Origin of the sequence: Alienimonas sp. DA493 (genome assembly GCF_043951915.1) — a bacterium.
Lineage (GTDB): Bacteria > Planctomycetota > Planctomycetia > Planctomycetales > Planctomycetaceae > Alienimonas.
The window spans coordinates 1-3,248 of the sequence record NZ_JBINJD010000271.1; the positions used below are offsets into that span (position 1 = coordinate 1).

At 67.2% G+C, this 3,248-nt stretch carries 3 protein-coding genes and 1 pseudogene; 2 read left to right on the forward strand and 2 right to left on the reverse strand.

Annotated features, from left to right (window positions below):
- The coding region (locus ACG2DA_RS22170; RefSeq protein WP_395258793.1) for a hypothetical protein at positions 1–416 on the forward strand (416 nt) is incomplete at its 5' end.
- A gap of 218 nt (positions 417–634) precedes the next feature.
- Positions 635–763, forward strand: a complete 129-nt coding sequence (locus tag ACG2DA_RS22175; RefSeq protein WP_395258795.1) for a hypothetical protein — start codon at positions 635–637, stop codon at positions 761–763.
- Between the two features lie 140 nt (positions 764–903).
- Here ACG2DA_RS22175 and ACG2DA_RS22180 read toward each other — a convergent pair whose 3' ends face one another.
- Both ACG2DA_RS22180 and ACG2DA_RS22185 read right to left on the reverse strand, forming a co-directional pair.
- Entirely contained in the window at positions 904–2,607 is a 1,704-nt protein-coding gene (locus ACG2DA_RS22180; RefSeq protein WP_395258797.1) for a PKD domain-containing protein, read from the reverse strand.
- A 329-nt stretch (positions 2,608–2,936) separates the two neighbouring features.
- Positions 2,937–3,248 (reverse strand): annotated as a pseudogene (locus ACG2DA_RS22185) (hypothetical protein); the annotation flags it as partial.

A 3,248-nucleotide genomic window follows, 5' to 3' on the forward strand; every position in this document is an offset into this window, starting at 1 on the left:
GAAGCCGGCTTCCGGTCACCCGGGGGGACGCGGGCGACGACCGCATCGCAGCCCGCTCCGCCCCGGCCCTGTCGCATCGGCTCGACGAGCCCGGCGGCGATCGAATCCTCGGGGCCCCTGTGCACGGGTCAAGGGCACTTGCCGATCCGCTCCGCGATCCACGTCTGCGACGGCCGGGCGATCCCGTCCGCCCCGCTACGGGGGGGCTGAACGGCGTCGGCCACACGACGAATGGTCGCGGCTCGCTGCCGTGCACGGAGAAACAGGTGCGGGTCCTGTACGCTTTCAGCCGCCGGACCGGCGTGGAGCTGACCGAGGAGCTGCGGCGGCGTTTCGGGCTGACGACCGCGGAAGAGCTGAGCCGCCGGCAGGCACGCGAGGCGATTGACGGACTGAAGGAACGGGCTGGAACCTAAACAACTTGGCCTTTGTTGGCTCCCGCCCCGCCCGGGTTCGGGCGGGGCGGGATTCTCTCAGAGTCCGGCGACACCAATGGCCCTGCCGGCAGCGACGTGGGGTTTCGGGGCCTTTCCTTCCTCGGCATCACACCTTCTTGCAGAAGGAGCCGGGAGTTGAGACCTCTCTCGTCTGCGAGCCCGCAACCCACGGCGACGCGGGCGGTGGGAAGCGGTTCGTGCCGCTGTTGGAGCGGGCGATTGGGGATTTTGGCTTCGGTCGCAAAGCCGGTGCCAAGCCGTTCCGCTGCACGAGCGTCGCCGACCTCACCGTCCGGCGGGTCGAGGCCGGCTGGCAAAAATTCTGAGGCAAAACGCTGGGAATCTCGACGCCGATGCAAGCGAACGCCTCACCGACGACTGCCGTCGCGTACCGGCAATGAAGACGGGAGGTCCCGAGGAGCACTAGTCCTCGGGACCTCCCTAAAAACGGCCGTCAACGGTCGAGCTACTTCTTGCGGCGGTCATGGGGCACGACGACGCAGGTCGACGCAGGGGTCATGTTGCCGGCGCCGTCCACCGCGGTCACGCAGACGGAGTAAGTGCGGCCGGCTTTGTCCCCGCCGTTCCGCTCCGCTCGAAGCTCCACCGTCGCCGCGTAGATCCCGTCGCCTTCATGGGTCAGGACGACCGGCACGGAGCTGGAATAGCCGTCCTCCCCGTTCACGTCGCCGACGTGCTCGCCGCTGCCGTCCGAGTCGTCGGGCTGGCTGCTCTTGAGATCGCAGAGGACGGTCAGATCTTCGGGGGCCCAGCAGTGGTCGGAGGCCTGCACGACGATCGTCACGGGGACCATCTTGTGATTCGGCGACCAGAGCGTGCCGACGTCGGTGGTGACCGAGGCCACGGGCGCTTCGTCGTCAACGACTGTGACGGTGACGTAGTCGGTATCAATCCCGCCGTTGCCGTCGTCCACGGTCAGCGTCACTTCGTATTGCCCGACCGGGAAGAACGCAGTCGTCGAGGCTGCCTCCGGATGGTCAATCACAACGCCCATGTCCTCGGCGACGGACCACTTATAGGTCAGGTCGTCGTCGTCCGGATCCGAGGAGCCGCCGCCGTCGAGGGTGACCGTCGCCCCGCCAGCGCCCGCGTCGCAATGCACTTCTTGGTCGGGACCGGCGTTCGCGGTCGGCGGGTGGTTGACGACTTCGACCGTGAAGGTGGCGAAGTCCACTCCGCCGAAATCGTCCTCGACGAACAGCGTCACCTCGTGCAGCCCGAGCGGGAACTCCGCGATCGTCGTGGCGGACGTTGGGTCGGCGATTTGGACGCTCGCGTTCGGATCGAAGGAGTCGACGGACCAGGAATAATCAAGCAGGTCGCCGTCCGGGTCCGAGGAGCCGCGGCCGTCGAGTTCGACGGTCGCTACGGTCGCGCCCTCGCCGTCGCGATAAACCACCAGATCGTCCCCGACGACTGCGTCAGGCTCCCTGTTGACGACCGTGATCGTCACGGTGTCGGTGTCAGACCCGCCGTTGCCGTCGTCGACGGTCAGCGTGACCACGTGGGTCCCGTGCGGAAAGGTCGCCTCAGGAGAGGCGGCCGCCGAGTTGTCGAACTGAATCCCCGAGCCGGCCGACCAAGCGTAGGTCAGCGCGTCGCCGTCCGGGTCCGAGGAGCCGCCGCCGTTCAGCGTGACGGTCGCCACGCTCGCGCCGTTGCCGTCGCGATAGACCTGTTGGTCGGCGCCGGCGTCCGCGACCGGGGCCGCATTTTGAGCAACGACTTGGATAGTGATGTTGAAGGGCGGGTCGTAATAAAGCCAAGGATCTTCAACAGCGTACCCAGTGCTCGTCGTAGTGACCGTGTGATTACCTGACTGAAGACCGTCCACCTTGACTACCTGCCATGTAGTCCAAGCGTCGTTGTAGCCTCCCTGCCAACCTGTCTGGCCGTCCGTATTCCCTGGAAGATCGACTACCCATCCCGTGAAATCATGTCTGTTGCCGTCAAGGATAATTCCGCCGTAGTTGGGGGGCGGTGTGTTGAAGGAACTGTAGTGGTAGGTCGCGGCGAAAAACGTGACCCCACCGTCGGCTTCGGCACGCCAAGCGATGTTGACGGTGTGGGCTTCGGCCGATCCGCCGAGCAGGAAACCCGCCGCGGCGACCGCGGCCGTGAGACACGAACGTAGAGAAGCGACGCTCATCGAGAACTCTCCAAGAGGTTGCCAGGGCTGTCCCGGGTGCGGGACGTGAGGGCTCCCCCGAGCGGGGGAGTGAGCAGATTGCGGGCGCCGTCGCATGCCGTCAATCGCATCCATGGCCTCCTATTGATGAATCTTTAAACTCGGACTTGACAGTCCCTCCCGCGGCGTTCCTTCGTCGCGGACCTCGGCCGCCGGGCGCTGGTCCGCACCGGCTCGTTTTGCGTTCAATGACCAGTCCTCGAGCCGTCGGCATCGGGCGGGCGGCGTTGGCGGGGGCGCTTTTGATTGACGTTCATCGAGTTGGCGCCGCTGACGCCGATCTCGAAGCGTCACGCGGAAATCCGCCTCGCCCCGCCGCAGGTCCCGCACGGCTCCACGGCCCGCAGCCGGGCGTACCGCCCGCTGCCGCCGCAATCCCCGCACGGTGCCGTCGGCCCCAGCCGGAACGTCTGCCGGTTGGCCGTCGCCCCCGACAGCGACAGCACGTCGGTCGCAGGCACGTTCAGCGCCCGGCAGAGTCGCCGCAGGGTCTTCCCCGGCCCGCTGCCGCCCGCGGCGTGTGGACCGACCTCGGCGGTCCAGTCGTCGGGGCTGTGCGGCTCGCGGGCGACGACGGCGATCACGGTCCGCGTTCCCCAGAC

Coding starts and splice junctions, on each gene's coding strand:
- ACG2DA_RS22180 (WP_395258797.1), bottom strand. CDS start 2,607: ATGAGCGTCGCTTCTCTACGTTCGTGTCTCACGGCCGCGGTCGCCGCG.